The 25,628-nt window shown below is 71.0% G+C and carries 21 protein-coding genes and 1 pseudogene; 11 read left to right on the forward strand and 11 right to left on the reverse strand.

What is annotated here, in order from left to right; all coding sequences use genetic code 11:
* Nucleotides 1–11 precede the first annotated feature (11 nt).
* Nucleotides 12–2,465 (reverse strand): polynucleotide kinase-phosphatase, encoded by a 2,454-nt coding sequence (locus tag ACGFIO_RS24595; RefSeq protein ID WP_392828953.1) that lies wholly within the window; start codon nt 2,463–2,465, stop codon nt 12–14.
* On the reverse strand, nt 2,462–3,862 hold the full coding sequence (locus ACGFIO_RS24600) for a 3' terminal RNA ribose 2'-O-methyltransferase Hen1 (protein WP_392828955.1): 1,401 nt from the start codon (nt 3,860–3,862) through the stop codon (nt 2,462–2,464). The genes ACGFIO_RS24595 and ACGFIO_RS24600 overlap by 4 nt, the downstream gene beginning before the upstream one ends.
* Before the next feature lie 208 nt (nt 3,863–4,070).
* Here ACGFIO_RS24600 and fbaA point away from each other — a divergent pair, with 208 nt between their 5' ends.
* Nucleotides 4,071–5,096, forward strand: a complete 1,026-nt coding sequence (gene fbaA / locus ACGFIO_RS24605; RefSeq protein WP_392828957.1) for a class II fructose-bisphosphate aldolase — start codon at nt 4,071–4,073, stop codon at nt 5,094–5,096.
* 121 nt (nt 5,097–5,217) lie between these two features.
* Nucleotides 5,218–5,748, forward strand: coding sequence for a hypothetical protein (locus tag ACGFIO_RS24610; RefSeq protein ID WP_392829033.1), 531 nt, complete (start codon nt 5,218–5,220; stop codon nt 5,746–5,748).
* Between the two features lie 153 nt (nt 5,749–5,901).
* Here the strand turns inward: ACGFIO_RS24610 and ACGFIO_RS24615 are convergent, their stop codons facing one another.
* Entirely contained in the window at nt 5,902–7,080 is a 1,179-nt protein-coding gene (locus tag ACGFIO_RS24615) for an LOG family protein (RefSeq protein WP_392828958.1), read from the reverse strand.
* A gap of 19 nt (nt 7,081–7,099) precedes the next feature.
* Here ACGFIO_RS24615 and ACGFIO_RS24620 point away from each other — a divergent pair, with 19 nt between their 5' ends.
* Entirely contained in the window at nt 7,100–7,522 is a 423-nt protein-coding gene (locus ACGFIO_RS24620) for a DUF3151 domain-containing protein (protein ID WP_392828960.1), read from the forward strand.
* Between the two features lie 9 nt (nt 7,523–7,531).
* Here the strand turns inward: ACGFIO_RS24620 and ACGFIO_RS24625 are convergent, their stop codons facing one another.
* From ACGFIO_RS24625 to ACGFIO_RS24635, 3 genes are all read right to left on the reverse strand, one after another.
* Entirely contained in the window at nt 7,532–8,296 is a 765-nt protein-coding gene (locus tag ACGFIO_RS24625) for an alpha/beta fold hydrolase (RefSeq protein ID WP_392828964.1), read from the reverse strand.
* Nucleotides 8,287–8,910, reverse strand: a complete 624-nt coding sequence (locus ACGFIO_RS24630; protein ID WP_392828965.1) for an ABC transporter permease — start codon at nt 8,908–8,910, stop codon at nt 8,287–8,289. The genes ACGFIO_RS24625 and ACGFIO_RS24630 overlap by 10 nt, the downstream gene beginning before the upstream one ends.
* Nucleotides 8,911–9,186: 276 nt before the next feature.
* Nucleotides 9,187–10,209, reverse strand: a complete 1,023-nt coding sequence (locus ACGFIO_RS24635) for a medium chain dehydrogenase/reductase family protein (RefSeq protein ID WP_392828967.1) — start codon at nt 10,207–10,209, stop codon at nt 9,187–9,189.
* A gap of 109 nt (nt 10,210–10,318) precedes the next feature.
* Here ACGFIO_RS24635 and ACGFIO_RS24640 point away from each other — a divergent pair, with 109 nt between their 5' ends.
* Complete coding sequence (locus ACGFIO_RS24640; protein WP_392828969.1) at nt 10,319–10,942, forward strand: TetR/AcrR family transcriptional regulator; 624 nt, start codon at nt 10,319–10,321, stop codon at nt 10,940–10,942.
* Between the two features lie 30 nt (nt 10,943–10,972).
* Here the strand turns inward: ACGFIO_RS24640 and ACGFIO_RS24645 are convergent, their stop codons facing one another.
* From ACGFIO_RS24645 to ACGFIO_RS24655, 3 genes are all read right to left on the reverse strand, one after another.
* Nucleotides 10,973–12,802: a MinD/ParA family protein gene (locus tag ACGFIO_RS24645; RefSeq protein ID WP_392829035.1), complete on the reverse strand. Its 1,830-nt coding sequence runs from the start codon at nt 12,800–12,802 to the stop codon at nt 10,973–10,975.
* A gap of 300 nt (nt 12,803–13,102) precedes the next feature.
* On the reverse strand, nt 13,103–14,050 hold the full coding sequence (locus tag ACGFIO_RS24650) for a hypothetical protein (protein WP_392828971.1): 948 nt from the start codon (nt 14,048–14,050) through the stop codon (nt 13,103–13,105).
* Nucleotides 14,051–14,052: 2 nt separating this feature from the next.
* Nucleotides 14,053–15,336, reverse strand: coding sequence for an adenylosuccinate synthase (locus tag ACGFIO_RS24655; RefSeq protein WP_392828973.1), 1,284 nt, complete (start codon nt 15,334–15,336; stop codon nt 14,053–14,055).
* Between the two features lie 84 nt (nt 15,337–15,420).
* Here ACGFIO_RS24655 and purD point away from each other — a divergent pair, with 84 nt between their 5' ends.
* Nucleotides 15,421–16,668, forward strand: coding sequence for a phosphoribosylamine--glycine ligase (purD, locus tag ACGFIO_RS24660; RefSeq protein WP_392828975.1), 1,248 nt, complete (start codon nt 15,421–15,423; stop codon nt 16,666–16,668).
* A 49-nt stretch (nt 16,669–16,717) separates the two neighbouring features.
* Here the strand turns inward: purD and ACGFIO_RS24665 are convergent, their stop codons facing one another.
* Nucleotides 16,718–17,170 (reverse strand): SCP2 sterol-binding domain-containing protein, encoded by a 453-nt coding sequence (locus ACGFIO_RS24665; protein WP_392828977.1) that lies wholly within the window; start codon nt 17,168–17,170, stop codon nt 16,718–16,720.
* A gap of 189 nt (nt 17,171–17,359) precedes the next feature.
* On the opposite strand from ACGFIO_RS24665, the gene ACGFIO_RS24670 reads away from it, so the two are divergent.
* From ACGFIO_RS24670 to purB, 3 genes are read left to right on the forward strand one after another with little or no spacing between them, the layout of a single operon-like run.
* On the forward strand, nt 17,360–17,884 hold the full coding sequence (locus ACGFIO_RS24670; protein ID WP_392828979.1) for an ArsR/SmtB family transcription factor: 525 nt from the start codon (nt 17,360–17,362) through the stop codon (nt 17,882–17,884).
* On the forward strand, nt 17,881–19,137 hold the full coding sequence (locus ACGFIO_RS24675) for an MFS transporter (protein ID WP_392828981.1): 1,257 nt from the start codon (nt 17,881–17,883) through the stop codon (nt 19,135–19,137). The genes ACGFIO_RS24670 and ACGFIO_RS24675 overlap by 4 nt, the downstream gene beginning before the upstream one ends.
* Nucleotides 19,134–20,555, forward strand: coding sequence for an adenylosuccinate lyase (gene purB / locus ACGFIO_RS24680; protein ID WP_392828983.1), 1,422 nt, complete (start codon nt 19,134–19,136; stop codon nt 20,553–20,555). The genes ACGFIO_RS24675 and purB overlap by 4 nt, the downstream gene beginning before the upstream one ends.
* Before the next feature lie 69 nt (nt 20,556–20,624).
* Here the strand turns inward: purB and ACGFIO_RS24685 are convergent, their stop codons facing one another.
* Nucleotides 20,625–21,311, reverse strand: coding sequence for a S1 family peptidase (locus ACGFIO_RS24685; RefSeq protein WP_392828985.1), 687 nt, complete (start codon nt 21,309–21,311; stop codon nt 20,625–20,627).
* Nucleotides 21,312–21,597: 286 nt separating this feature from the next.
* On the opposite strand from ACGFIO_RS24685, the gene purS reads away from it, so the two are divergent.
* The 3 genes and pseudogenes from purS to purL all read left to right on the forward strand — a co-directional run.
* Complete coding sequence (gene purS, locus ACGFIO_RS24690) at nt 21,598–21,846, forward strand: phosphoribosylformylglycinamidine synthase subunit PurS (protein WP_392828987.1); 249 nt, start codon at nt 21,598–21,600, stop codon at nt 21,844–21,846.
* On the forward strand, nt 21,843–22,556 hold the full coding sequence (gene purQ, locus ACGFIO_RS24695) for a phosphoribosylformylglycinamidine synthase subunit PurQ (RefSeq protein WP_392829036.1): 714 nt from the start codon (nt 21,843–21,845) through the stop codon (nt 22,554–22,556). Before purS ends, purQ begins: the two co-directional genes overlap by 4 nt.
* Nucleotides 22,553–24,895, forward strand: a pseudogene (gene purL, locus ACGFIO_RS24700) (phosphoribosylformylglycinamidine synthase subunit PurL); the annotation flags it as partial. The gene purQ and the pseudogene purL, both read left to right, overlap by 4 nt.
* Between the last annotated feature and the right edge of the window lie 733 nt (nt 24,896–25,628).

Here is a 25,628-nt window from a genome sequence, read left to right on the forward strand (position 1 = left end):
AACCTGAGGTGTCACAACCTCGGGTCGACCGGCTCGGACTCGCAGGCCAGAACGGCGAAGACCAGTTCGTGGATGCGCCAGCCGGCCGCCCCTTCGGCCAGGCGGTCCAGGGCGGCCAGGCCGAGCCCGTGCTCACGTAGCGCCAGGTTGCGCTTGCGTCCCAGCGAGCGCCGGCGCAACCCGGCCAGTTGGTCCGGCCGGGTGTACTCCGGGCCGTAGATGATCCGCAGGTACTCGCGACCACGGCACTTCACCCCGGGCTGCACGAGCCGGCCCTTGTCGTCGACGACCTTCAGGCCGGCGTACGGCTTGACGACCATCCCCTCGCCTCCGGCCTCGGTGAGCGCCAGCCACCACTCGGTCGCCGCCGCCTCCGCCGCCTCGTCGCCCAGGTCGACGACGATCCGGCGGGTCGACGTGAACAGTTCCGGGTCGGCGGCGACGAGCCGGTCGGCCACGGCCAGATGCCACCCGTGGTCGCGGTCGGCGAACGAGACGCCCTGCCCGGCCAGCACCGCGAACGGCGCGATGGTCACCGGGTCGTCGGTCGCGTAGGTCCGGTAGGCCGCCGAGTAGCCGTCGATCTCGGCGGAACGAAGGGCGAGCCGGTCCCGGAGGGCGGACACGTCGAGACCACGCGCGGCGGCGGCCGAGACAACCGAGAGCGCGGCCGGCAGGGCGGCCCGGCCGGCCGCTCCCACCCCGGCGTACCTGGTCCGGATGAGCGAGGCCGCCTTGGCCGACCAGGGCAGCAGCTCGGTGTCGAGCAGCAGCCAGTCGGTGCCGAGCTCGTCGAAGAGCGGCTCGGCGGCGGCCCGGACCCGGTCGAGCAGCGCCGACGAGTCGGGGAAGAACGGCCGCCCGGTCCGGGTCCAGATCGCGCCGCCGGAACGGGAGACCTTGACCACCGCGCGGGAGCCCATGTGCTTCTCCTCGCACACGACCCTGGTCACGCCGGCCGCCCGGAGGTCGGCGAAGGCCGAGGCCGGGTGCTCGAGGTAGCCGTCCAGCGTCGAGGTGGAGCAGGGGGCCATGGTCGGCGGCAGCCACACCAGGGTGCCCGGGTCGATCGCGAACCGGCCCATCACCTCCAGCGCCGCCGCCGCGTTCTCGGCCGGGATCGTCGTGCGGCCGTAGCCGTAATCGATGTGCCGTCGGCCGGTCACGTCGGCGATGTCCAGTTCGTCGGCTGGGCGCGACGGGGCGACGAGCGGGCGTGCGGGCGCGTAGTACTCATGGGCGGCCGGCACCGCCACGATCTCGCGGGACGGCCAGCGCAGCGCGGTCAGGTTGCCGCCGAACACGCAGCCGGTGTCCAGGCAGATGGTGTTGTTGATCCACTCCGGGACGGGCGTGGGCGTGTGGCCGTACACGACAGCGGCCTGGCCCCGGTAGTCACGGGCCCAGGGGTAGCGCACCGGCAGCCCGTACTCGTCGGTCTCGCCGGTGGTCTCGCCGTAGAGCGCGAACGAGCGGACGCGGCCGGAGGCCCGGCCGTGGTAGGCCTCCTTCAGGCCGGCGTGCGCGACCACCAGCTTGCCCCCGTCCAGCACGTAGTGGCTGATCAGGCCCTCGATGAACCGCCGAACCTCGGCCACGAAGGAGTCGTCGGTCTTCTCCAGCTGCGAAAGGGTCTCGGGCAGGCCGTGGGTGAGCTGGACGTTGCGGCCGTTCAGCTTGCGGCCCAGCTTCTGCTCGTGGTTGCCGGCGACACACAGCGCGGTCCCGTCGGCCACCATGTTCATCACCAGGCGCAGCACGCCCGGCGAGTCCGGGCCGCGGTCGACCAGGTCGCCGACGAAGACCGCGATGCGGCCCTCGGGGTGCCGGGCCCGGTCGTGCTCGACCTGGTAGCCGAGCTTGGCCAGGAGCAGATCCAGCTCGGACCGGCAGCCGTGCACGTCGCCGATGATGTCGAACGGACCGGCCAGGTCGCGGCGGTCGTTGAACAGCCGCTCGTACCGGATGGTGGTGTTCTCGATCTCCTCCGGCCCGCGCAGCACGTGCACCTTGCGGAAGCCCTCCCGGCTCAACCGGCCCAGGGAACGCCGCAGTTCACGGGTCATCCGGCTGATCACCTGGGGGCCGAAGTCGCGGTCCGGTCGCTGCTCGGTGCGTTCCCAGGCCAGCTTCTCGGGCACGTCGAGCACGATCGCCACCGGCAGCACGTCGTGTTCCTTGGCCAGCTTGACCAGCTCGGTCCGGCCGTGCTGCTGCACGTTGGTGGCGTCGACGACGGTCAGCTTGCCGGCGGCCAGGCGTTTGCCGGCGATGTAGTGCAGGGCCTCGAACGCCTCGGCCGAGGCGGACTGGTCGTTCTCGTCGTCGGCGATCAGGCCCCGGAAGAAGTCGGAGGAGAGCACCTGGGTCGGCTTGAAGTGCTTGCGCGCGAACGTGGACTTACCGGACCCGGAGACGCCGACCAGGGCCACCAGGGCCAGGTCGGGGATGTCGATCTCGGTCATGCGTCGTCTCCTTTCCGGAAGATCGCCATCTGGGTGGGCGTACCCGTCGCATCATCGGTCTCGCCGACGCCGCGCAGCTCGACCGCGTAGCCGTAGGTCTCGCCGGTTGCGAAGGCCCAGTCCTTGAAGTCGGTGCGGGTCCACTCGAAGCGGTGGTCCGAGTGCCGCAGGCCGGTCAGCCCCTCGTAGTTGACGTTGTACTCGGCGTTCGGCGTCGTCACGACGACCGTGGCCGGCTGCGCGTGCCCGAACACGCTCGCCGCCAGCGCGGGCAGCCGGGGCTCGTCGAGATGCTCGATGACCTCCATCAGCACCGCCGCGTCGTAGCCGCGCAGCCGGTCGTCACGGTAGGTGAGCGCGGACTGGAACAGCCGGAGCCGGGCCCGCTTGCGCTCGGGCATCCGGTCCAGCCGCAGCTTGCGTTCGGCCAGCTCCAAGGCCCGGGACGACACGTCGACGCCGACGATCTCGGTGAACCGGGTGTCCTTGAGCAGGGCACCGAGCAGGGCGCCGCCACCACAGCCGAGGTCCAGGACCCGGCCCGCGCCGACCTCACGGAGCACCGCCACGATCGCGTCCCGCCGCTGCTCGGCCAGTGAGAGGCGGCGGGCGACCGGCAGCTCGGCCTCCTCGTCGGCGGCGGTGTCGGCCGGCGCGTCCACGCTGTCCGGGTCGGTCCGGTCGAGCTGCTCCAGCGCGCTCGCCGCCATCGACTTGCGGTGCACGAGGTAACGCCGGGTGATCAGGACCCTTTCCGGGTGGCCGGCCAGCCAGCCCTCACCCGAGCGGAGCAGCTTGTCGATCTCGTCCGGCGCCACCCAGTAGTGCTTGGCGTCGTCCAGGACCGGGAGCAGGACATAGAGGTGGTTGAGCGCGTCGGCCACGCGCAGGCTCCCGGTCAAGACCAGATTGAGGTACGGGCTGGGCCCGGCCAGCGGATGCGACTCTCCGACGTCGTCGAGCGGGATGGGCGTGGCCGCCACCTGCCAGCCGAGCGGGGTGAACAGCCGCTCGGCCAGCTCCGGCGTGCCGCGCAACACCGGCACCCGCAGCTCCAGCGGCAACGCCTGCTCGGCCAGCTCGGGCCGGTCCTTCGAGCGACCGCGCAACGCCGAGCGGAACACCTTGTTCAGAGCACCGGCCAGCAGGCTGGAGGCGGCGTACGGTCGGTCGTTGACGAACTGACCCAGTGCGAACGCATCCGACCGACCGCGCAACCGCTGCGGGTCGACGTCGAGCAGCAGGGCCGCCGTGCACCGCTCGTCGGTCGCCTCCGGGTACAGCACGTACGCCGTACCGGTGGGCAGGTCGGCGGTGTGCACCCGATCGGGATGCTTGACGAGCAGGTAGCCGAGGTCGGTGGCGGGGCGGTGCGTGGTGGTCAGGGTCAACAGCACCGGGACATGATCCCAGCGTGGCCGTTCCGTCGGAGACCCAATTTCCCGCCCGGTTGCCGATCTCCTCGATGACTGCGGAATACTTCGGCCTGGAGGGACAACAGTGCTGCCTCACTGACGAGCAAGTACGCGCGATCATGACCTCGCTTCGCTCGGCCATGACGCGGTCCTGCCCTCTACACGTACGGAGATCTAAGGAGTAAGTCCGATGCCCATCGCGTCCCCAGAGGTCTACCGCGAGATGCTCGACCGCGCCAAGGCCGGCGCGTTCGCGTACCCCGCGATCAATGTGACGTCCTCGCAGACCCTCAACGCCGCCCTGCAGGGGTTCACCGAGGCGGGCAGCGACGGCATCATCCAGATCTCCACCGGCGGCGCCGAGTACGTTTCCGGCCCGACCGTCAAGAACATGGTCACCGGCGCTGTCGCGCTGGCCGAGTTCGCCACCGAGGTGGCCAAGAACTATCCGGTCAACATCGCGCTGCACACCGACCACTGCCCCAAGGACAAGCTCGACAAGTACGTCCGGCCGCTGCTGGTCGTCTCGCAGGAGCGGGTCAACCGGGGCCAGGCGCCGCTGTTCCAGTCGCACATGTGGGACGGGTCGGCCGTGCCGGTCGAGGAAAACCTGCAGATCGCCGAGGAGCTCCTGGCCGAGTGCGCTAAGGCGCACATCATCCTGGAGATCGAGGTCGGCGTGGTCGGTGGCGAGGAGGACGGTGTCTCGGCCGCTATCGACGACAAGCTGTACTCCACCGTCGAGGACGGCCTGGCCACCGCGGCCGCGCTGGGTCTGGGTGAGAAGGGCGTCTACATGACCGCCCTGACCTTCGGCAACGTGCACGGCGTGTACAAGCCCGGCAACGTCAAGCTGCGCCCCGAGATCCTCAAGGAGATCCAGGAGGCGGTCGGCGCCAAGTACGGCAAGGAGAAGCCGTTCGACCTGGTCTTCCACGGCGGGTCGGGCTCGCTGCTGGAGGAGATCCACGGCGCCCTGGACTACGGCGTGGTGAAGATGAACGTCGACACCGACACGCAGTACGCGTTCACCCGCCCGGTCGCCGACCACATGTTCAAGAACTACGACGGCGTTCTCAAGATCGACGGCGAGGTCGGCAACAAGAAGGCGTACGACCCGCGGGCCTGGGGCAAGCTGGCCGAGAACGGTCTGGCCAAGCGCGTCGTCGAGGCGTGCGAGAACCTCCGCTCGACCGGCACCACCCTCTCGAAGTAATCACGCTGCCAACCGGGGACCGGTCCCGGTTGTTCGGCCGGTCTCCTTGACGGAGGCCGGCCGTTGTCGTGTTGCACGGTTACGGACTGGTATGGGTACGATCGTCCTCCGTCTCCGATGGATGGGGGTGAACGTGCTCGGTATCGATGGTTACGATCCCGTCTGGCATCACGACGCCGAAGCCCTCGCCGCTGTGCATCGCCACCGGTTCACCAAGCTCATCGGGCGTCCGCTGAAATCCGGCTGGCTGATGTGGGATGTCGCCGAGCGCGGCTGGTTCGCCGACGGCCCGGTCATCCTCCAGTTCGGCAAGACGCACGTCGAGGTAACCCACCGTAAGTTCGACGAGTGCGCTGTGACCTGGGACCAGATCGACATGCGCGTGCCGATCGACTGGTACGAGCACTTCGACTGGCGCCCCGACCCACACGTCGCCCTGCGCAACGCCCGCGGCAAGGTGCTCCGCGCGGTCAATGTCATCGAGCTGGTCACCACGGCCGAGTGGCGCCCGCGCATCCTGCACGCGGTCGAGTTCCTCTTCGACGGCGCCCGCCTCGCGGTCTACAACGCGATGGACGAGAACGGCCTCACCGACGTACCCGAAGACGAACTGCCCGTTCCCAACAACTATCGCCGCGTCCACGTTGCTTGAGTTGCCGGCTCCGCTTCGCTCCGCGGCGATTGCCCCCACGATGCCGTTGAGATGACTCGCGCTTTTCTGACGCCGGCAAAACCCGACGGGCGTCAGAAAATCACGAGCCATCTCAACGACGGGGCAATCGCGGGACGGAGTTTTGTGGCGGCCTCAACTCAGGGCCGCGACCGCCTCGTCCAAGGAGTCGGTGACGACGATCAGGTCGGACTGGTCGCCGAAGGGGGAGCGGGCCAGCAGGGGGCGGAGCAGGGCCTCGACCGGCAGCTCGGCCCAATGGTCGACGCCCAGGAAGACGAAGGCACCGGACGGGCCGTCCGTACGGTAGAAGGTCTTGGTCGCGGCCTGGAAGATCTCCTGGACCGTGCCGGCCCAGCCCGGCGCGAAGACGATCCCGCCCCGCGACAGCCGCAGGATCGAGTCCTCGCGCACCGCGTTCGAAAAGTACTTGCCGATCTGCCCGGCGAACAGATTGGCCGGCTCATGACCATAGAGCCAGGTGGGCAGGGCCAGGCCGCCGTTGGTCAGTCCTCCTTCCGCCGGGTACGCACGCCGCACGGCCAGCGCCGCGGCGGTGAACGGGTCGTGGTCGCGGAAGTCCGGTGCTTCCCGCATCGCATCGATGGCCATGCTCAGTTCCGAGAGCTCGCGATGAGAAAAGTAGGCGCCGAGATTCGCGGCTTCCATCACACCGGGACCGCCGCCGGTGACGATCAGCCGGCCGCTGCCGGCCAGCCGCCACGACAACTCGGCCGCCATCCGGTAGGCCGCCGACCCGCGCGGCTCGGCGTGGCCGCCCATGATCCCGACCGGCCGGGGCGTGTTCGCGTCGTGCGTGGCGGCCCAGCCGGACAGCGCCTTGCCCAGCGCGTTGTCGATGCCGGCGTCGTGCAGCCGCTGCGCGATCGCCTCCCGGATGTCTGGAGTCGCCCCGCCATGGTCGAGGAAGTGCTGGTAGACGACGGTGTCGTACATCCCGGCGAAGCCTTTTTCCCCGAACCCGGCGGCGAGATCCTCAGGCGTGTAGAGCATGGCCGGATGGGTCGGGTACGGCCGCGTCTCGAAGGGCGGGACCACGTGCGCGCCCCGGCGGGTGAGATCGATCTCAACCTCGTCGGAGGCCATGTGGCAGCCGAGGAACAGCGTCTCGCGTACGTCGACGCCGGTGAAGTCCGGTGGGTCGACATCCAGCCGCAGGCCCAGCAGGACCAGGCCGGCCAGCGAGCGCTTGGCGTGATGGGTGTCGAACTCGGCACGCGACTCGATCTCGTCGGCGGTGGCGTCGAACGGCTGATCGCCACCAACCACGGGCTGCAGGGGGTCACCGGACATGCCGGTAGGTTACTGAGTCATGCACAACCTTCTCCCCGAGCCGCCCGCCACGCTGCTGCCGGCCCAGGACGACGCCGATGCCGCGCTGGCCGAGGCGCGCGGCGTGGGCACCGCCGAGGCGTACGCCACGGTCGCCGCTCGCTTCCCGTCGTTCAGCGGGGCGTGGGCCGCGCTGGCCGAGCTGGCCCTGGCCGCCGCGCAGCCGGTGACCGCCTACGCGTACGCCCGCACCGGTTACCACCGCGGCCTGGACGCCCTGCGCCGCAACGGCTGGAAGGGCCATGGCCCGGTCCCCTGGTCGCACGAGCCCAACCAGGGATTCCTGCGCTGCCTGCACGCCCTGTCACTGGCCGCCGACGCGATCGGTGAGGCCGACGAGGCGGCCCGGTGTGCTCAGTTCCTCCGCGACAGCGACCCGGCCGCCGCCGACGCCCTCAGCTGAGACGGGTTATCAAACCGCCGCGGTCAGAAACTTCGTCAGCTCGGCCGCGAACAGCTCCGGCGCGGTGTGGGTCGCGAAGTGGGACTGGCCCGGCAATACCACGCGTGTCGCTTTCGGTATCGCTGCGGCCAGGGCGTCCATCGTGGCCGGCATCGGTGCCCAGGTGTCCCCGCCCTGCATGATCAAGGTGGGGACACTGACGGCGGCCCAGCGGCTGACGGCCGGGTCGTCGGCGGCCATCGCCTCCAGGTCGTGCAGGCACCCGATCGCCTCCCGCGGGTCGCCCTCGATCTCACCGTCGCCCAGCATCGCGGCGGGCACCCGAGCCACCTGCTCGGCGAAGAGCCGGTTGGCCGCGCCGATGCGCCCCTCGTGGACGAGCCGGCGGTACGGCTTCAGCGCGGTTCCGTCGCCGGCCGCGAACAGTGGAGGCTCGAACAGCGCGACCGACCGGGCCTCGGCCGCGCCGTGCAGGGCGACCATGGCGCCGTACGACGCCCCGACGACGTGGGCTTCGCGTCCGGTGGCGGCGATGGCGGCCCGCAGGTCGGCCACGTCGTCGTCGAAGATCTTCGGGCGCCGGCACGTGTCGCTCGGGGCGTAGCCGCGTCGCGCGTACACCCAGAGCTCGAATTGTTCCTCGAGGTAGGGCGCGATCGGATCGAACGAGTCGAGCCCGCCGGCCGAACCGTGCACGAGGACGACGGCCGGCCCGCGGCCCTGTCGCCGCACCGCCAGCCGGGTCCCGTCGGCCGAAGTGATGGTCAGTTCCACACGCGGGAGTCTCGCACCGGCTCGGCCGGCCCCGCATCCGAATAGGTGCCGGCCCGGCGGCGGCGTTCGAGCAGGGCGGCCGCCGCGTACCCGCCGCCGCCGGCCAGCGCGAGGACCCAGAACAGTCCGGCCGAGCCGAGGAAGAGCCCAGCCGCCGAGATCAGGGCCAGCCACACGCCGAGCCCCCAGTGCAGGACGTTGCGGCGGGCCGCGCCCTCGCCGAAGTAGAGCAGGCCCACGACCAGGCCCGAGCCGGCCGGCATGAGCACGGTTCGCAGGTCGGCCGCCGTTGGCGAGAGGCTCAGCGCGGCCAGGGCCAGGAACAGCGCCCCGAACCCGACGATCCAGGACAGCCCGAGAAGCTGGCCGGCCAGCCGGTCGGACCGGTCGGCGCCGCGCTGGGCCCGGGCGGCGGCGAGGGTGGCGGCGACGCTGCCGGCGGCCAGCCCGGCGATGAGGATGGCCTGCGGCAGCCAGCCGGGCATGGCCACCAGGGGGTTGGTGCCTTGGGCGAGGGCGGTGGCGCCATGACCGAGGACGTACGCGAGGCCGAAGCTGACGTAGGTGGCGAAGTTATTCACATCACCGGGGCGGGTGGCGGCGATGGCGGTCATGGCGAGGGCTCCTGTCGGGAGGGAGGCGCGGCGTCGGCCTGTGTATGGCGAGGGCTTTTGTCGGGAGGGAGGCGCGGCGTCGGCCTGTGTATGGCGAGGGCTCCTGTCGGGGAGGGAGGCGCGGAGTCGGCCTGTGTATGGCGAGGGCTTTTGTCGGGAGGGAGGCGCGGCGTCGGCCTGTGTATGGCGAGGGCTCTTGTCGGAAGGAAGCGCGGCGTCGGCCTGCGAAACGAAACTGTTTCGTTTCGCAGGGAGGGAGGGATGGATGGCGGTGGGTCAGGGGACGATGACGACCTTGCCGGTGACGGTGCGGGATTCGGCCAGCGCGAGGGCGGCGGCCGTTTCGGCCAGCGGGAACTCGGCGGCGATCTCGGGAACCACGACGCCGTCGGCCACCAGCCGCAGCACCTGGGTGAGGTCTTCGCGCAGCCGGCGCTGGAACGAGGCCCGGAAGCGGCGGCCGGCCCAGAAGTTGTAGAAGGTCGCCCGGCGTCCGTTGGGCAGCAGGTTCCACAGCTGGATCCGGGCGAACGACCTGAGCACGGGCAGCTGCGAGTTGCCCTCGTCGTTCTTGGTCGCCGCGGTGCCGTACGAGACGAGCGTCCCGCCGCGCCGCAGCAGCCGCCACGACTCGGCCAGGGCCGGCCCGCCGACGTGGTCGAACACCGCGTCCACGCCGGTCGGCGCGAGCTCGCGGATCTGCTCGTACATGCGCCGCGGGTCGCGGTAGTCGACCGGCTCGGCGCCGAGCCGGCGAACGGTCGCGTGGTGGCGCGGCGAGGCCGTGCCGATCACCCGGAGGCCGGCGTGCCGGGCCAGCTGCACCAGCGCCGAACCGACGCCGCCGTTGGCCCCGAGCACGACGATCGTTCCGCCCGGCCGCACCCGGGCCTGGCGGTGGAGCATCTGCCAGGCGGTGATCCCGTTGACCGCCATGGTCTCGGCCGCGGCGGCGGACACCCCGGCCGGCACCGGGATCAGATCGCCCGCGGCCACCAGCAGGTGGCTGGCCCAGCCGCCGATCTTGAGCACGGCTGCGAACCGCAGCCCGACCAGAGCCGGGTCGACGCCCGGGCCGGTCGCCGCCACGGTGCCGACCGCGTCGTACCCGGGCACGAAGGGGAAGGCGGGCTGGTCGTAGTACTTGCCGCGGCGCATCTGCTGCTCGGCGAAGGAGACGCCGGTGGCCTCCATCCGCAGGACGACCTGGCCCGCGCCGGGTGCCGGCAGCTCTCGGTCGCGCACCTGCAGGCCGCTCGGCTCGACCTTGCCCGGCATCACGATCTCGCTGGTCTTCATCACGTTCTCCTTGGCTACGTCCGTGTGCTTACATTCGTAAACATACGACCGTAGGCGCAGAGGAGGCAAGGGGTAACGCCCCTAAGTTTTCAGGTGTAAGCTGACGGGCGTGACAGAACAGGTGCGTACGCGGAACCCGCGCGGCGAAGGCGGACGGCTACGAGACGAGATCGTGGCCGCGGCGGTCGAGCTGCTCGACGAGACCGGCGACCAGAGCGCGATCACGCTGCGGTCGGTCGCCCGCCGGGTCGGCATCGCGGCCCCATCGATCTACCGGCACTTTCCCGACCAGCCGGCCATCATGCTGGCCGTCGTCCGGCAGCACCTGACCGAGCTCGAGTCGGTGCTCCGAGCCGCGGTGGTGGCGGCCGGCGCCGACGCCCGGCAGAAGCTGATGTTCCTCAGCCACGCCTACCTGGGCTTCGCCGAGCAGCACCCGGAGCGTTACCGCGTGATGTTCGGCGGGGTGTGGAAGCCCGCCCTCGGCGAGTCCTCGGTGACCGCGGCCGACCTGGCCGGGCTCGGCGACGCGACCCTCGGCCTGCTCACCGCCGCCGTCGAGGCCTGCGTCGCCGCCGGAGACTCGGCCAGCACCGAACCGTACGCCGACGCGGTCGCCCTCTGGCTCGGCCTGCACGGCCTGGCCCACCAGCGCAGCGTCAGCGCGGTCTTTCCGTGGCCGGCCGACATGGCCGACCGCATGATCAGATCCCTGGCCCACCTGCGAGCGTGACCGGCTCGGCCCGCAGCTGTTCGCAGTGCTTCACAGGCCCTCGGCGACCGCGGCGGCGATCTTCAGCCAGGCGTCCTTCGTGCCGTTGGAGAGGGCGCCGTAGCGGATCGGCTCACCCGAGTCGATGACCTTCTCGTACGGGGCCAGCAACACCGCCCGGGTACGCGCGGCGAAGTGGCGCTGAATGGCCGGCAGGTCGATGTCCTTGCGGGTGGTCGGCATGGTCACCACGCTGACCGCTTGGCGGACCAGACGCTGGCGGCCGGTCTGCTCGAGATGGTCGAGCATCCGGGCCGCGGTCTCGGCCGAGTCGTTCCGGGCCGACATGGTGATCACCAGCTGGTCGGTGGCGTCCATCGACGCCTGCCAGTTCTGGGCCCGGACGTTGTTGCCGGTGTCCACGAAGATCAGCTTGTAGAAGCGGCTGACGATCTCGCGGATCTCGGCGAACGCGCTGGCCGTGAGCATCTCGCCGGCCGTCGCGGACTCGTCCGAGGCGAGTACGTCGAACATGCCCTCGCCCTGCGCCCGCACATACTGCGACAGGTCACCGACCCGGCCGTGCGAGCCACGGAACAGGTGCAGGTCGCGCATCATGTCGCGGACCGTACGAGCGTGGAAGTCTTGCTGGGCGCGCATGCCCAGAGTGCCCTGGGTCTCGTTGTTGTCCCAGGCCAGCACGTACCCGCCGCGCTTCTGCCCGAACGTCATGGCCAGCAGCAACACGGCCACGGTCTTGCCGGCGCCGCCCTTCGGGTTGACCACCGTCACCTGGCGCAGCCCGCCGAAGTTGCGGCGGACCATCTCGACGTCCTGTTTGTACTCCCGCTCGTACTTGCCGGGGGCCAGCCGGACCAGGCCCATCGTGCCCTTCTGCAGGATCGCGCGGGCGCCCATGGTCGCGCTCGGCTCGGCCGGCTTGGCCAGGCGGCGGCGGGCGAACTCCTCGGCTGTGGGCGTGCCGTCGGTGCCCCACGGGACCTGTTGGTAGGGGTCTTCGGGCGGGGCCTGGTGGGCGGCGTGCGGGTCGACCTGCGGCGGGTACGGGCCGGGGCGCTGCTGCTGAGCCTGCGGCGGCGGGCCGGGCTGGTGCTGTTGCGGCGGCCCGGCGTAGTGCTGCGGCGGGCCGGGCTGTTGTTGCTGTGGTGCGCCGGGGTGTTGTTGCTGCGCCGGACCGGGCTGGTGCTGCGGCGGGCCGGGCTGGTGCGGCGGGGCGCCATGCGGAGGTTGCCCGGGCTGGTGTGGGGGTTGCGGCTGCGGGCCCGGCGGCCGGTAGACCGGGCCGGTGCCGTCCTCGGCCTGCGGACGCGGTGGGGGAACGCTGGCGGTCGCCCGGGCACGCTCCTCGGGATGCGGCGCGGGCGGCGGGGGAGCGGTGGGACCAGCGGACACCGGGCCGGAAGAAGGAGCCGGGGAAGCACGTCGCTGTTGCGGCGGCTGGGCCCAAGGAGAGTCAGGGGCCGGTTTCTCGTCCGGGTCCGGCGGCGACGAGGGATCGTCCTCGGTGGAGCCGAGGCTCGCCCAAGGGGTCGACGCGGAAGGCGAACCCGAAGGCGACGCGGAAGGCGGACCCGAAGGCGACGCGGAAGGCGGACCCGAAGGCGACGCGGAAGGCGGACCCGAAGGCGACGCGGAAGGCGGACCCGAAGGCGACGCGGAAGACGAACCCGAAGGCGACGCGGAAGACGAACCCGAAGGCGGACCCGAAGGCGAACCCGAAGGTGGTGCCGAGGCCGACCCGGAACGTGGCGCGGACGGCGAGGCGGGGGGCGAACCCGACGGCGGCGCGGAAGGCGAGCCGGGCTGCGGCGGGACCGGAGGCGGCGGCCCAGACTGCGGTGGGACCACCTGGGACGGCATCGACGGTGGTGGGACCGGCGGCGGCACCGAGACGGAGGTCACCGGCCGGGGAGGAGGCGTCTCGTGCGGCACCGGCCGCCCACCGTGCACCGGAGCACTGGCGACCGTGGCGTCCAGCTCTTCCGGCGGCCAGAACGGTTCCACATCCCGGTCGGGCGTGGCGCCGTTGCTCGAGCCCGGGACGTAGACGCGGTCGGCGTTCTCGTCCTCCACGAATCTTCCTCCCCCGAAACCCGGAAACCGGTAAACCCGCAAACCTGTAAATCGCAAACCCGCAAACCCGCAAGATTGCCTACTACCTCAGCCTTGCACAGCGGCTCCGGCCGCGTACACCGCCCACGCTCCGGGTTCGGTCCACCACGATCGTTTCCGGCTGGTCGAGCCGCCGACGCCGTCGTCGAGGAACTGCACCTCCCCGTCGCGGGGCAGCACGGCCACGGCACGGCCGCGGACGCGACGCACTTCTACCCGTACCCGCGCCGGCCGGAACCTCTTGCGGGCAACCACCGGGACCGCCACCGCCACCTCGACCCGCCCGTCGGTGGGGTCGCCGTCGGACAGCAGCCGCAGGCCGTCGAACTCGGCGTAGCCCGCCCCGTTGCCGATCGCGCAGGCCAGGATGGGGTCGCTGCCGTCGGAGAGGACCGCGTCGTCGACCTCGATCCGGCCGCGCCACGGCACCGCGCGCCCGTCGTCGTCGGCGCCACCGATCAGCGCGCCGTCGATGGTGACCGAGCCGCCGTCGTTGCGGAGCAGGTCGAGGCGGCGCACCGAGTCGCCGAGCACCGCCGCGGCGACCTGTTGCGGCGTACGCGGAAGACCCAGCTGGGCGGCGAGATCGCTGGTCGAGGCCGGGTCGAGGGGCAGGATCGCCAGCGGCGGCAGGTCGGGCACGGTGCGGTTGGCGGCCAGGTCGTCAGGCCGTTTGCTGGGCGGCGGAGCGTACCGGCGGACGAGCCGGCGCACGACGGCGCGCAACTGACCGTCGGTGGCCGCGGCGACCACCAGCCGCTGTTCCGTCTCCGCGGACGGCCAGGTCAGGCCGTCGGCTCGCGCCGGGCCGTCGAACCGCGCGAGCACGTCGTCGATTTCCGCGTCCGAGTGGGCGGTCACGGTCTCGACGCGCGCGCCGGCTCGGCGCAACTCATCCGCACAAACCAGGACGGGGGTACGCGGTGAGCACGCTTCCCCGCAGCCCTCGCACCCCGAACCGCCCTCGGCCAGGCTCAGCACCACGACGTCGGACATGATCAGAGCACCGGGTGCCGCTCGATCACGGCCTCGCGACCGGGGCCGACGCCCACGATGGAGATCCGCGCGCCGATCCGGGCCTCGACGAACTCGACGAAGTGCTGCGCGTCCTTGGGCAGGTCCTCGAAGCGCCGGCAGCCGGTGATGCTCTCCTTCCAGCCGGGCAGCGTCTCGAAGATCGGGATCGCGTGGTGGAAGTCGGTCTGGCTCAGCGGCATCTCGTCGTGGCGGACGCCGTTCACCTCGTAGGCCACGCAGACCGGGATCTCGTCCAGGTCGTCGTAATTGTCGAGTTTGGTCAGAGCGAAGTCGGTGACGCCGTTGATCCGCTGCGCGTACCGGCCGATGACCAGGTCGAGCCAGCCGATCCGGCGCGGGCGGCCGGTCGTGGTGCCGTACTCCTGGCCGACGTCACGCAGGTAGTCGCCAAACTTGTCGTGCAGCTCGGTCGGGAACGGCCCCTCGCCGACCCGCGAGGTGAACGCCTTGAGCACGGCGACCACCCGGTCGACCCGGGTCGGCGGGATGCCGGTGCCGGTGCAGGCGCCCCCGGCGGTCGCGTTCGAGCTGGTCACGAACGGGTACGTGCCGTGGTCGACGTCGAGCAGGGTGGCCTGGCCGGCTTCGCACAGCACGACCTTGCCGTCGTCCAGCGCCTGGTTGAGCTCGAGCGCGGTGTCGCCGACCATCGGGCGCAGCCGCTCGACGTAGGACAGCAGCTCGTCGATCACCTCGGCCGGCTTGATCGCCGTCCGGTTGTAGATCTTCGTGAGGACCTGGTTCTTGAACGAGAGCGCCGCCTCGACCTTCTGCCGGAGGATCGACTCGTCGAAGAGATCCTGCACGCGTACGCCGAGACGGTTCATCTTGTCGGCGTATGTCGGCCCGATGCCCCGCCCGGTCGTCCCGATCCGCCGCTCGCCCAGATAGCGCTCGCTGACCTTGTCCAGCGACCGGTTGTAGGACGGGATCACGTGTGCGCTGGAGCTGATCCGCAGCCGCGACGTGTCGAAGCCGCGCGCCTCGAGCCCGTCGATCTCCTCGAACAGCACCGACAGGTCGACCACGACGCCGTTGCCGATGACCGGGATGACGTTGGGTGACAGGATGCCGCTCGGCAGCAGGTGCAGAGCGTACTTTTCGCCATTGATCACGACGGTGTGACCGGCGTTGTTGCCGCCGTTGAACTTGACGACGTAGTCGAGGCGGTCGCCCAGCAGGTCGGTCGCCTTGCCTTTGCCCTCGTCGCCCCACTGGGCGCCGACCAACACGATCACTGGCACTCTTCTGATTGCCTTCCGTCGCGTACCTCGTACGCGGGAATGCCCGGGTACTGCCGAAGTTTACCCTCGGTAGGATCGTCGGCTGTGCGCGTCCTTTTGATCGGGTCCGGTGGGCGGGAACATGCCCTCGCCGTGAGCCTCGCCGCCGACCCCGCCGTCGACCAGCTGATCGCCGCCCCCGGCAACCCCGGCATCGCCCAGGTGGCGACGCTGCGCCCGGTCACCGCGACCGACCCCGCCGCCGTGGCCGCGCTGGCCGTCGAGGTGGCGGCCGACCTGGTCGTGATCGGACCGGAGGCGCCGCTGGTGGCCGGGGTCGCCGACGCCGTACGAGCCAAGGGCATCGCCTGTTTCGGCCCGTCCGCGGCGGCCGCCCGGTTGGAGGGCTCGAAGGAGTTCGCCAAGTCGGTGATGGCCGCGGCGTCGGTGCCGACCGCGCGTTACCGGGCGTGTTCCTCCCCGGACGAGGTCTCGGCCGCGCTGGCCGAGTTCGGCCCACCGTACGTGGTCAAGAACGACGGTCTGGCCGCCGGCAAGGGTGTCGTGGTCACGTCCTCGACCGCGGAGGCGCTCGCCCACGCGGCCGAGTGTGGCCAGGTCGTCGTCGAGGAATACCTGCCCGGCCCCGAGGTGTCACTGTTCGTGGTGACCGACGGGACGACGGCGCTGCCCCTGATGCCGGCCCAGGACTTCAAGCGTGTCGGCGACGACGACGAGGGTCCGAACACCGGCGGCATGGGCGCGTACGCCCCGCTGGACTGGGCGCCGGCCGACCTGGTCGAGCGCGTGCTGCGGGAAACCGTCGAGCCCACCCTGGCCGAGATGCGTGCGATGGGTACGCCGTTCGCCGGCCTGCTCTACGTCGGCCTGGCGCTGACCCCCGGCGGCCCGAAGGTGATCGAGTTCAACGCCCGTTTCGGCGACCCCGAGACCCAGGTCGTGCTGGCCCTGCTGGCCACGCCCCTGGCCGGCCTGCTGCACGCGGCGGCCACCGGCACCCTGGCGTCGCATCCGCCGCTGACCTGGTACCCCGGCGCCGCGGTCACGGTCGTCGTGGCCAGCCACAACTACCCGGCCACTCCGCGCACCGGCGACGTCATCACCGGCGCCGAACGCCCCGGTGTCATTCACGCCGGCACGTCCCGCCGCGCTGACGGCGCCCTGGTGTCGGCCGGTGGCCGCGTGCTCTCGGTGACCGCCACCGGCGCCGATCTGCCGGCGGCCCGCGCCGCGGCCTATGCCCTGGTCGGCGACGTCGCGCTGGACGGTGCTCACCACCGCACCGACATCGCCCTGAAGGCCGCGCGGGGCGAGGTCACGATCCCGGCCTGAGGCGCGAACGGCGTCCGGGTGACACCCGGACGCCGTTCGGAAGCGAAGGTCAGGCCTTGGGGATGTCGAAGAGCTTGGCGACCTGGGCGGCCAGGGCGAGGTCGCCCTTGGCCTTGATCTTGCCGGTCATGAACATCATCATCGGGTTGCCGTCGCCGGAGACGACCTTGAGGAAGGTGACCGGGTCCATGGTCATGGCCAGCTTGGGGTCGCGAGCGGGCTGGTTGGTGACTGTGCAGGCGCCGTTCTCGATCACCGTCTCGTAGGTGTCGTTGCTGCCGCCGGCGCCGCCGGTGATGATCCAGTGGATCACGGCCTCGGTGTTGCCGGCGCGGTCGGCGCGGAAGAGCGAGGGCATGCGGTTGAAGATCTCGTCGAGGATCTTGCCGCGGTTGTCACCGGCCATGAATTCGGCGATCTGTGCGTCCGGCGTGGCCTTGACCAGCTGAGCGAATTCCTTCGGGCCGAGGGCCGCGAGGGACTCCGGGGTGAATTCAGTCATCGTGCGGACCTTTCGGATCATCGGGTGATGCGTATTGGTGCTCAGAGCGCTCTGAGCACCAATACGCATCACCTGGGACGCTGACGCTACTCGCCAGTAACCCTAGCGAGAACATTCCATTTGCGCGCAGTTTGCCACCCCCAAAGAACCGTTGGACAGTCGACCCTCCGGCGTGTCAGACTCCCAAACATGTCTTTGGGGGAAGAGGACAACAAAGCCGCGCTCCGCGCCCTGGCCCATCCCGTGCGGCTGCAGATCATGTCCCTGCTGACCAGCGCGCCACTGACCGCCGCCGAGGTCGCCCGCGAGCTCGACCTGACCCACGCCAACGCCAGTTACCACCTGCGCACCCTGCACGCCGGCGGCATGATCGTGCTGGCCGGCGAGGAGAAGATCCGGGGCGGCGTGGCCAAGCGCTACCGCTACGAGCCGGCCGAGGACCGCGGCGTCCCGGCGACCCCGGAAGGCAACCGGGTGATATTCGTGGCCGCCGCCAACGAGCTGATCCGCCGCACCGCCGAGGGGAAGTTCGACGGCCCCAAGGTGATGGCCGACGCCGAGGTCTGGGTCGACCCGTCCGACTGGAAACGAATCAAGGAGGCCATCGGCGAGCTGGCGATCGAACTGCACCTGGCGGCCAAACCGCCGCGTACCCCCGGAACTGTCCGCACGTCGACCACCGTGGCGATGTTCGACATGGAGGCCGGCCGGTGATCCAGGGGTCGCTCGCCCCGCTCCGGCTCCCGGCCTATCGCGCCTGGATCATCGGCCGGGCCACGAACGCGTTCGGCAACAGCATCGCACCGATCGCCCTCGCCTTCGCCGTGCTCGACATCAGCGGGTCGGCCAGCGACCTGGGCCTCGTAATCGGCGCTCGTACCCTGGTCAACGTCCTGTTCCTGCTGTTCGGCGGCGCGCTGGCCGACCGCGTACCCAAGAACGTGCTGATGGTCGGCGCCTCCCTGGCCGCCTTCGCCAGCCAGGCCGCCGTGGCGGCGCTAGTGCTCACCCACACCGCGACGATTCCGCTGCTGATGCTGCTGTCCGGCGTCAACGGCATGGTCGCCGCGCTCTCCATGCCGGCCTCGTCGGCGATCATCCCGCAGATCATTCCGGGCGAGATCCGTCAGCAGGCCAACGCGCTGGGCCGGCTGTGCCTCAACGGCGCCATGATCCTGGGCGCGCCGATCGGTGGCGTCCTGGTCGCGGCGGTCGGCCCGGGCTGGGGCATCGGGGTCGACGCGGCCACCTTCCTGCTCGCCGCACTGTGCTTCGCCCTGATCAAACTGCCACCGGAACCGGTACGGGAGCCGTCGGAGCGGACCGGCATCGTCCACGATCTGCGGACCGGCTGGTCGGAGTTCCGCAGCCGGACCTGGCTGTGGGCCGTCGTGGCCAGTTTCTGTGTGCTCAACGCGTCGCTGATCGGCGGCATGTTCGTGCTCGGGCCGGTGATCGCCGACCACACCATCGGGCGGCAGGCCTGGGGTTTCGTGCTCGCCGCGGAGACCGCGGGCATGATCGTCGGGGCGCTGATCGCGATCCGCCTGCGGGTCCGGCGGCTGCTCTTCCTCGGGGTGGCCTGCACGATCTTCATGGCGCTGCCGGTGTTCGTGCTGGGTGTCTATCCGCACCTGGCCTTGATGGCCGCCGCCGGGTTCGTCACCGGGGTCGCGGTCGAACAGTTCGCGGTGGGCTGGGAAACGACGATGCAGGAGCACGTGCCGGGCGACAAGCTGGCCCGGGTCTATTCGTACGACATGGTCGGCTCGTACCTGGCCATACCCATCGGGCAGGTCTCGGTCGGTCCGCTCGCCGACCACATCGGTCTGCGACCGACCCTGATCGGCCTCTCCGGCCTGATGGTGCTGGCGGTGGCCGGCATGCTGGCCAGCCGCGACGTTCGTCACCTGGCGCACGAGCTCCCGAAGGCCGACCAACCCACCGTGACAGAATCCGTGCCGTGACGATCCCCGATGTTCTCGCCGCCCGGTATGCGTCGGCCGACCTGGTCGCCCTCTGGTCGCCGGAGGAAAAGGTGCGGATGGAGCGCCGGCTCTGGGTGGCCGTGCTGCGTGCGCAGGGCGAGCTCGGCGTCGAGGTGCCCGACGGCGCCATCGAAGCGTACGAAGCGGTGCTCGACCAGGTCGACCTGGGCAGCATCGCCGCGCGTGAGCGGGTCACCCGGCACGACGTGAAGGCGCGGATCGAGGAGTTCAGCGCGCTGGCCGGCTTCGAGCAGGTGCACAAGGGGATGACCTCCCGCGACCTGACCGAAAACGTCGAGCAGCTGCAGATCCGGGCGTCGCTCGAGCTGATCCGCGAGCGGGTGGTGGCCGCGCTGGCCCGGCTCTCCGCGCTGGCCGTCGAGCACAGCGACCTGACCATGACCGGCCGGTCCCACAACGTCGCGGCTCAGGCCACCACGCTCGGGAAACGTTTCGCCTCGGCCGCCGAAGAGCTGCTCATCGCGTACGAGCGACTCGACGATCTGATCGCGCGCTATCCCCTCCGCGGCCTCAAGGGTCCGGTCGGCACCGCCGCCGACCAGCTCGACCTGCTCGACGGCGACCCGGCCGCGCTCGCCTCGCTCGAGGCCAGCGTGGCCCAGCACCTGGGCTTCGAACGGGTGCTCAGCTCGGTCGGCCAGGTCTATCCGCGTTCGCTCGACTTCGACGTGGTGTCCGCGCTGGCCCAGGTCGTGGCCGGCCCGTCGTCGCTGGCCACCACGATCCGGCTGATGGTCGGGCAGGAACTGGTCACCGAGGGCTTCAAGCCGGGCCAGGTCGGTTCGTCGGCGATGCCGCACAAGATGAACACGCGCTCGTCCGAGCGGGTCAACGGGCTGGCGGTGATCGTCCGCGGCTACCTGTCGATGGTCGGCGAGCTGGCCGGCGACCAGTGGAACGAGGGCGACGTGTCGTGCTCGGTGGTCCGCCGGGTGGCCCTGCCGGACGCGTTCTTCGCCACCGACGGGCTGTTCCAGACATTCCTGACCGTGCTCGACGAGTTCGGCGCGTACCCGGCGGTCATCGCTCGTGAGCTCGACCGTTTCCTGCCCTTCCTGGCCACCACCAAGATCCTGGTCGGCGCGGTGCGCAAGGGTGTCGGGCGCGAGACCGCGCACGAGGCGATCAAGGAGCACGCGGTCGCGGTGGCGCTGGCCATGCGCGAGAAGGGTACGGCCGACAACGACCTCTTCGACCGGCTCGCGCTGGACGGCCGGCTCGGTCTCACCCGCGGCGAGATCGATGACCTGGTCGCCGACCGGGGTGCCTTCGTCGGGGCGGCGGCGGCGCAGGTGGCGGCCGTCGCGCAACGGATCTCCGACGTCGTCGCGCTTCACCCCGACGCGGCTTCCTACCGGCCCGCGCCGATTCTCTGAACGGGGGTTGATGCCGCCGGGGCGGGGCGGATCGTGGGTCACACCCTGCCCCGGCGGAGCCCTTCTTCCTCAGATGCCGGCGACCTGGGTGATCCAGGCCCGGTTGTACGCGACGCTGCCGTAGTACTGGTTGGCCGTGCCGTCGGCGGTGCTGGCCACGCCGACCTGCGCGCCGTTGTAGACCTGCGGACCGCCGGAGTCGCCGCGCCAGGCGTTGCCGTTGACCCGGGTGCTGCCGATCGCCCGGCCACCGTACGCGTCGGTCTGGTTCGTGCTGGTCACCCGGACCGTCGCGGTCTTCAGCGCGGACGAGGCGTCACAGCCGCTGTAGCAGGTCATGCCCCAGCCGTAGATCGAGTTGGTCGAGCCCACCGGCGGGTACGCGCCGCTCAGCGGCATGTACGAGGTGGAGACCGAACTGCTCAGGCGCATCAGCGCGAGGTCGTTGCGGGTGGTGGTGGAGCTCACCGTACGGGTCACGCCGCCGGAGGCTCGGTTGACGCTGCCGACCCGTACCGACATCGTGCCGCTGATGCAGTGCCGGGCGGTGAGCACGTAGTTGGCCGAGATGATCGTGCCAGAGCAGGTGAAGCTGCCGTTGCTGAAGACGGCCGCGGCCCACGGGGCGGAGGAGACGGTGCCGCCCCCGATGATCTGGGGTGTGATCGGGTCGGCGGCCGCGACGGCGGCCGAGGGGATGGCGAACGCGCTGGTGAGCGCGGCGGCCAGCGAAGCGACGAGGATGCGGCGGCGCATTCCGGGGCTCCTTTGTAGGGGAAGGGTGGTCCTCGGAACGTACTTGCGGGTAATGACCGTGCCTAGAACCCACTTGACCCCTATCACCGTGTGATGACCTCGCTGATTTGGCGATCATCACACTGCGCCACCGCCGGCTCGCTGACCTCGCAGGTCAGGGCCGTTCGGGTCGGCTGCGCGACACCTGCCGACGGACGTGCCGCGGGGGCGACAGGGTAGGCTTTCGGCTGCTCGCCCCTTATCAGGGGCACACCCAAACTGCGCACCTACACAGTCAGGAGTGCCCGTGGCTCGCGTCGTCGTCGACGTCATGCTCAAGCCGGAGATCTTGGATCCGCAGGGCCAGGCGGTCGCGAACGCGCTGCCTCGCCTCGGCGTGACCAGTGTCTCCTCGGTTCGCATCGGCCGCCGGATCGAAATCGAGTTCGACGGCGAACCCGACCTCGAAACGGCCCGTGAGATCGCTGACAAGCTGCTCGCCAACCCGGTCATCGAGGACTTCGTCGTCACTACCTCGGACGCCGAGGTCGCATAACTATGCGTATCGGTGTGGTCACTTTCCCGGGCTCGCTCGACGACGGGGATGCGGCCCGCGCGGCCCGCATCGCCGGCGCCGAGGTGGTCCGGCTCTGGCACGGCGACCCTGACCTGCACGACGTCGACGCGGTCGTGCTGCCCGGCGGCTTCTCCTACGGCGACGCCCTGCGCTGCGGTGCCATCGCCCGGTTCGCCCCGGTGATGGAGTCGCTGGCCGACGCCGCCCGCGGTGGCCTGCCGGTGCTGGGCATCTGCAACGGCTTCCAGATCCTCTGCGAGGCACACCTTCTCCCCGGCGCGCTGACCCGCAACCAGCACCTACACTTCCGCAACCGTGACCAGTTCCTGCGGGTCGAGTCCACCTCGACCTCCTGGACAGGCGCCTTCACCGCCGGACAAGAGATCCTGATCCCGGTGAAGAACGGCGAGGGCTGCTTCGTGGCCGACGAGCGCACCCTCGACCAGCTCGAGGCCGAGGGGCGCGTGGTCGCGCGCTACACCCGCGGCAACCCGAACGGTTCGCAGCGCGATATCGCCGCGATCACCAACGAGGCCGGCAACGTCGTCGGCATCATGCCGCACCCGGAACACGCGGTGGAGGCGCTGACCGGCCCGTCACTCGACGGCCTGGGCTTCTTCACCTCCGTCCTGCGGGCCCTGGCTGGGGCGACCGCGGGCGGTCAGCTCTCAGGGGGACAGAGCCGATGACGGCGCAGCAACAGTCCGGGTTCGCCGCGACGGACGTGCTCATCAACGAGTTCGGCGACGGCCCCGACACCGTCGAGCAGGCCCGCGAGACCCCCGAGGAGCTGCAGCCGCACACCGAGCTCGGCCTCAAGGACGACGAGTACGACCGCATCCGCCAGATCCTCGGCCGCCGTCCCACGGCCTCCGAGCTGGCCATGTATTCCATCATGTGGAGCGAGCACTGCTCGTACAAGTCGAGCAAGGTGCACCTGCGCCAGTTCGGTGAGAAGACCCCGAAGAACACCCGGATGCTGGCCGGCATCGGCGAGAACGCGGGCGTCGTGCAGATCTCCGACGAGCACGCGGTCGCGTTCAAGGTCGAGTCGCACAACCACCCCAGCTTCGTCGAGCCCTACCAGGGCGCGGCCACCGGCGTCGGCGGCATCGTCCGCGACATCCTGGCCATGGGCGCCCGCCCGGTCGCGGTGATGGACCCGCTGCGTTTCGGCGCGGCCGACCACCCCGACACCGCCCGGGTGCTGCCCGGCGTGGTCGGCGGCATCGGCGGCTACGGCAACTGCCTGGGCCTGCCCAACATCGGCGGCGAGATCGTCTTCGACCCCACCTACCAGGGCAACCCGCTGGTCAACGCGCTGAGCATCGGCGTGCTGCCGGTCGAACGCCTGCAGCACAAAGAGGCGGCCGGTGTCGGCAACGTCGTCGTGCTGCTCGGCGCCCGCACCGGCCGCGACGGCATCGGCGGCGTCTCCGTGCTGGCGTCGGCCACCTTCGACGAGGGCGCCGAGGCGCGCCGCCCGTCGGTGCAGGTCGGCGACCCGTTCATGGAAAAGCTGCTGATCGAGTCCTGTCTGGAGCTGTACGACGCCGGCCTCATCGTCGGCATTCAGGACCTCGGCGGCGCCGGCCTGACCTGTGCGCTCACCGAGACCGCGGCCGCGGCCGGCACCGGCATGCGGGTCTGGCTCGAACGCGTGCCGCTGCGCGAGGCGTCCATGTCGCCGACCGAGATCCTGGCCAGCGAGTCGCAAGAACGCATGCTGCTGATCGTGGCACCGGACAAGCTGGAAGCCGTGCTGGCCGTCGCCGAAAAGTGGGGCGTCTGGGCCACCGCGATCGGCGAGGTCACCCCGAGCGAATCCGACACCGTTCCCGGGCGTCTGGTGATCAGCTGGAACGACCACGTCGTCGTCGACGTCCCTCCGGGCTCGCTCGCCGACGACGGTCCGGTGTATGCCCGGCCGATCCGCGAGCCCGCCGACCTGATCCTGCTGCAGGCCGACCGGGCCGAGACGCTGCCTCGGCCGACCACACCGGACGAGCTGCGCGCCACCCTGCTGCGGATGATCGCGTCACCCAACCTCTGCGACAAGACCTGGGTCACCGAACAGTACGACCGCTACGTGCTGGGCAACACGGTGCTGGCCCAGCCGGAAGACTCCGGCGTGCTGCGCATCGACGAGCGCACCGGCCTCGGCGTGGCCCTGTCAGTCGACGGCAACGGCCGCTACGCCCGGCTCGACCCATACGAGGGTGCCAAGCTGGCGCTGGCCGAGGCCTACCGCAACGTCGTGGTGACCGGCGCCGACCCGGCCGCCGTCACCAACTGCCTCAACTTCGGCTCGCCCGAGGACCCGGCCGTGATGTGGCAGTTCGCCGAGGCGGTCCGCGGGCTCGCCGACGGCTGCCAGCAACTCGGCATCCCGATGACCGGCGGCAACGTCAGCTTCTACAACCAGACCGGCGCGGCCGCCATCCACCCGACCCCGGTGGTCGGTGTGCTGGGAATTCTGGATGACGTGGCCCGGCGTACCCCCATGGGCTTCCCGCCGCCACCCACCGCCGAGGGCGACCTGCTCTACCTCCTCGGCGAGACCCGTTGCGAGCTGAGCGGCTCGGAGTGGGCGTGGGTCGAGCACGGGCACCTGGGCGGCAAGCCGCCACGCGTCGACCTGACCCACGAGCAGGCCCTCGGCCGGCTGCTGGCCCAGGCGTCCCGGGCCGGGCACGTGACCGCCGCTCACGACCTGTCCGACGGCGGCCTGTCGCAGGTGCTGGCCGAGAGCTGCCTGCGCCGCAACATCGGCGCCCGGGTGACGCTGCCCGCCGACCACCCGGCGTTCGTCTGGCTGTTCAGCGAGTCGGCCGGCCGGGTGCTGGTCGCCGTGCCGCGCGGCCACGACAAGGCGTTCGAGGCGGCTGCCCGCGAGCTCGGCGTTCCGGTCACCGCGATCGGCGCGACCTCCCCCGACGCGGTCCTCGAGGTCGTCGGTGAGTTCTCGATCGAGCTCGACGAGCTGCGGACCGCGCACACCGAGACCCTGCCCAGGCTCTTCGGCGGCACGGCCGAACTGGCCAACCGCCACGGCGACCCGGAGCACGCCGCGCACCCCGAACCCAACGCCCCCGCCGACACCTCAGCGCCGGCCGACGCCCCCGCTAACACCTCAGCGCCGGCCGACGCCCCGGCCAGGGGCTCAGCGCCGACCGACACCACAGTCACCATCGCCGGCTCTGCGGCCGACGCCCCGGCTGTGGGCTCCGCGGCTGACGCTCCGGCCACCACGGGCTCTGCGGCCGACGCGCCGGTTGCCGGCTCCGCGACTGACGCTCCGGTTGCCGGCTCGGCGCCGACCGGCGACACGCCCGACGGCTCGGCGTCGATCGGAGCCACGCCCACGGCCTCCGACGAGGCGGCCGCGACCGCTGCGGCTCCGTCGGAGGAGGCGTCTGCCGCGGCGCCCGGCACGGGCACCGAACCGCGGGCGGGCGAGCCGGTCACCGCGGTCGCCGCGGTCAAGCCGCCGGCCGAGGCGAAGGCCGAGCCGACCACCCCGCCGGACAACTTCCCCACCGCGGACCTCAACCAGAGCCCGCCCAAGGACGAGTCCAAGTAGCTCAATCAGCGAACGACCGCGCCGCCCCCGGATCATCGGAGGCGGCGCGGTCCTTTTGCGCCGCTCCGTCTCAGGGCTCGTCGTCTCAGGGCTCGTCGTCTCAGGGCTCGTCGTCTCAGGGCTCGTCGTCTCAGGGCTCGTCGTCTCAGGGCTCGTCGTCTCAGGGCTCGTCGTCTCA

It is taken from the genome of Actinoplanes sp. NPDC049265, from assembly GCF_043197135.1.
Taxonomy (GTDB): domain Bacteria; phylum Actinomycetota; class Actinomycetes; order Mycobacteriales; family Micromonosporaceae; genus Actinoplanes.

Coding starts and splice junctions, on each gene's coding strand:
- fbaA (WP_392828957.1), top strand. CDS start 4,071: ATGCCCATCGCGTCCCCAGAGGTCTACCGCGAGATGCTCGACCGCGCC.
- ACGFIO_RS24620 (WP_392828960.1), top strand. CDS start 7,100: ATGCACAACCTTCTCCCCGAGCCGCCCGCCACGCTGCTGCCGGCCCAG.
- ACGFIO_RS24610 (WP_392829033.1), top strand. CDS start 5,218: ATGGGGGTGAACGTGCTCGGTATCGATGGTTACGATCCCGTCTGGCAT.
- ACGFIO_RS24685 (WP_392828985.1), bottom strand. CDS start 21,311: ATGCGCCGCCGCATCCTCGTCGCTTCGCTGGCCGCCGCGCTCACCAGC.
- ACGFIO_RS24665 (WP_392828977.1), bottom strand. CDS start 17,170: ATGACTGAATTCACCCCGGAGTCCCTCGCGGCCCTCGGCCCGAAGGAA.
- ACGFIO_RS24595 (WP_392828953.1), bottom strand. CDS start 2,465: ATGACCGAGATCGACATCCCCGACCTGGCCCTGGTGGCCCTGGTCGGC.
- ACGFIO_RS24615 (WP_392828958.1), bottom strand. CDS start 7,080: ATGTCCGGTGACCCCCTGCAGCCCGTGGTTGGTGGCGATCAGCCGTTC.
- ACGFIO_RS24670 (WP_392828979.1), top strand. CDS start 17,360: ATGTCTTTGGGGGAAGAGGACAACAAAGCCGCGCTCCGCGCCCTGGCC.
- ACGFIO_RS24650 (WP_392828971.1), bottom strand. CDS start 14,050: ATGTCCGACGTCGTGGTGCTGAGCCTGGCCGAGGGCGGTTCGGGGTGC.
- ACGFIO_RS24635 (WP_392828967.1), bottom strand. CDS start 10,209: ATGAAGACCAGCGAGATCGTGATGCCGGGCAAGGTCGAGCCGAGCGGC.
- ACGFIO_RS24630 (WP_392828965.1), bottom strand. CDS start 8,910: ATGACCGCCATCGCCGCCACCCGCCCCGGTGATGTGAATAACTTCGCC.
- ACGFIO_RS24645 (WP_392829035.1), bottom strand. CDS start 12,802: ATGCCGTCCCAGGTGGTCCCACCGCAGTCTGGGCCGCCGCCTCCGGTC.